The sequence below is a fragment of the Kitasatospora sp. NPDC057518 genome (genome assembly GCF_042802075.1).
In the GTDB taxonomy this organism is placed as follows: domain Bacteria; phylum Actinomycetota; class Actinomycetes; order Streptomycetales; family Streptomycetaceae; genus Kitasatospora.
The window spans coordinates 1-2,622 of sequence record NZ_JBHVEU010000707.1; the positions used below are offsets into that span (position 1 = coordinate 1).

Annotated in this window: 2 protein-coding genes; one reads left to right on the forward strand and one right to left on the reverse strand. The window is 71.9% G+C overall.

All coding sequences use genetic code 11. The features are described from left to right. A partial coding sequence (locus ACFU7Z_RS38595) for an extracellular solute-binding protein (RefSeq protein WP_380782814.1) occupies window positions 1-1,309 on the reverse strand: 1,309 nt, incomplete at its 3' end. A 324-nt stretch (window positions 1,310-1,633) separates the two neighbouring features. On the opposite strand from ACFU7Z_RS38595, the gene ACFU7Z_RS38600 reads away from it, so the two are divergent. Next, on the forward strand, window positions 1,634-2,440 hold the full coding sequence (locus ACFU7Z_RS38600) for an IclR family transcriptional regulator (protein ID WP_049650658.1): 807 nt from the start codon (window positions 1,634-1,636) through the stop codon (window positions 2,438-2,440). The last annotated feature ends 182 nt before the right edge of the window (window positions 2,441-2,622 follow it).

Below are 2,622 nucleotides of genomic sequence, written 5' to 3' on the forward strand. Positions count from 1 at the left end.
AGTGCGCGGCGAAGGCCGTGGACTCCTGCGCGGCCGCGTCGCCCGAGGCCTTGGCCACGTCCGCCTTGCCGGTGACGACCTGCTGGAGCATCGTCGGGATCACCGCCTGGGCGTCGATCTGCGCCCACGCCTGGTCGAGCGGCACGAACCTGGTGCCGGCCGCGATGGTGTCGGTGAAGGGCTTCAGGAACGCGTCCTTCGCCGCGACCTTGCCGCTGACGGACTTGAGCGTCGGCAGGTTGCCCATCGCGTCGTACATCTGCTCCTGGTACGCGGGGCTCGCCAGCAGTTCGGCGAACTCGACGGCCAGCGTGCGGTGCTTGGCCGCCTTCATCACGCCCAGGTTGTTGCCGCCGGCGAAGGCCGGGGCGATCGAGCCGGGCTTCTCGCCGGGCAGCGGCACCACGCCGTACTTGCCCTTGACCGCGCCCGCGTCCACCTTGCTGCGGTTGGAGTTGAGCAGCACCGCCATCGCCGACTTGCCGGCCGCGAACAGGTCGACGGTCTTGCCGCCGGTCAGGTCCGCGCACTGCTGGGCGGGGCAGCCGTCGGCGCCGAAGAGGTCGGTGTAGCGCTTGATCCCGGCCTGCGAGGCGGGCGAGTTGATCGCCGCCTTGAACGCGGCGCCGTCCTTGGTGGCGATGTCGCCGCCCGCGTCCCAGACGAAGGGCAGCGCGGCGAAGGTGTACTTGCCGCCGACGGCGATGCCGAAGGTGTCCGGGTGGGCGGCGTGGATCTTCTGGTTGGCGGCGACCAGTTCGGCGTACGAGGTCGGCGGGGTGAGGCCGGCCTCGGTGAACAGGTCGGTGCGGTAGTACAGCGCGCGCACGCCGACCCACCAGGGCAGGCCATAGGTCTTGCCGTCCACCACGGCGGTCTTGGCGATCGCCGGGTCGAGGTCGCCCTTGTCCTGCCACGTGTCCAGCTCGGTGGTGATGTCGGCGAGGCCGCCGGCGGCGACGTAGCCGGGCAGGTCGGTGTTGCCGAACTCGACCAGGTCGGGGGCGCTGTTCGGGTCGTTGAACGCGCCCTTCATCTTGGCCGCGCGGGCCGAGGCGTCGGTGTCGATGTAGCTGACGTTGACGGTGACGCCCTGGTGGGAGGCCTGGAAGTCGGTCACGGCCTTGGCGATCACGGCCTCCTTGGCCGCGTTGCCCGCCTCGTTGTACAGCCAGACCTGCAGCGTGCCGGTCCGGTCGTCGGCGGCCTTGTCGCTCGCCGGCGAGGCGGTGCCGGGGGCACAGGCGGTGGCGGCCAGGCAGCCGGCGGCGAGCACGACGGCTGCGGCGGTCCGTCCGATGAGTCGCATGGTGGAGACCTCCCCTCCCGACAGCTGCCGCCGAGACGTCCGCCGCGGGGACGGGCACGTCGAAGCAGGCCCTGACCGGGGCCGATGGTGGGTGAAGTGGTGGGGGTACGGCAGGGCGCAGCGCTCGGGTGGGGCGACGTCGCCTGCTCGATGGCAGGGACGTTAGGCGGGGGCGATCGGCGCCAACAAGAGGGAGTTGGGGAAAGTTTTGCACTGCACAACGTTGTATCGAAGATGAGGCGATCCCGTCACGACCGGGTACGTTCTGACAACCGCCGCCGACCTGCGGGGGAACACCGGCAGAACGACACAGGGAACGGACCCATGACGGAGACGGCGCCCAAGAAACCCGCGACCGAACGCAACCAGTCCTCCTCGCTGCGCCGCGCGCTCGCCGTCCTCGGCTACGTCCGCGACCACGGCGACGGGCGCGGCGTGCCGCTCGCCCAGCTCGCCGACGGGCTCGGCCTGAACAAGAGCACCGTGCTGCGACTGGCCGGCCCCCTGCTGGACGAGCACCTCCTCGACCGGGACCGCGAGACCGGCTGGTTCCGGCTCGGCCACGGCTCCCTGCGGCTCGGCCAGGCCTACCTGACCACCCTCGACCTGCGCAGCGTCGCCGCCGAACACCTGCGCCGGCTCCAGCGCGAGGCGGGCGAGACCGTCCACCTGACCGTCTGGCAGGCCCCCGGGATCGTCTACCTGGACAAGGTCGAGGACGAGACCAACGTCCGGATGGCCTCCCGGGTCGGCAGCCGGGCCCCCGCCTACTGCACCGCCACCGGAAAGGCGATCCTCGCCTGGCTGCCCGAGGAGGCCGTCGCCGAGGTGGTCGCGGCCGGACTGCGCCCGGTGACCGCCTGGACCATCGCCGACGAGCCCCGGCTCCGCGCCGACCTCGCCCGCATCCGCGCCCGCGGCTACTCGATCGACGATCGCGAGAACGAGCCCGAGGTCCGCTGCGTCGCCGCCCCGATCTTCGACCACACCGGCGAGGTGACCGCCGCCCTGTCCGTCTCCGGCCTCACCTCACGGATGACCGCCGCCCGGGTCCGCGCCCTCGGCCCGGTGGTCGCCCAGGTCGGCCTGCGGATCTCCCGCGAGCTGGGCTCCGACCGCCAGCCGTCCTGAGAACGCCTCGCCCCGAGAACGCCCCGTCCTGAACGGTCGTCCGGCGGTCGCCCTGTTCCCGGAAACGCGGACAGGGTCCGGCGCCGAACGAAGGCCCCCGGACCCTGACCGACTCTGGAGCGCCAGGCCCGGGTTGCACGGACTCTTCCTACTGAAAGTAGGACGTGCTCTGGTAGCACCAC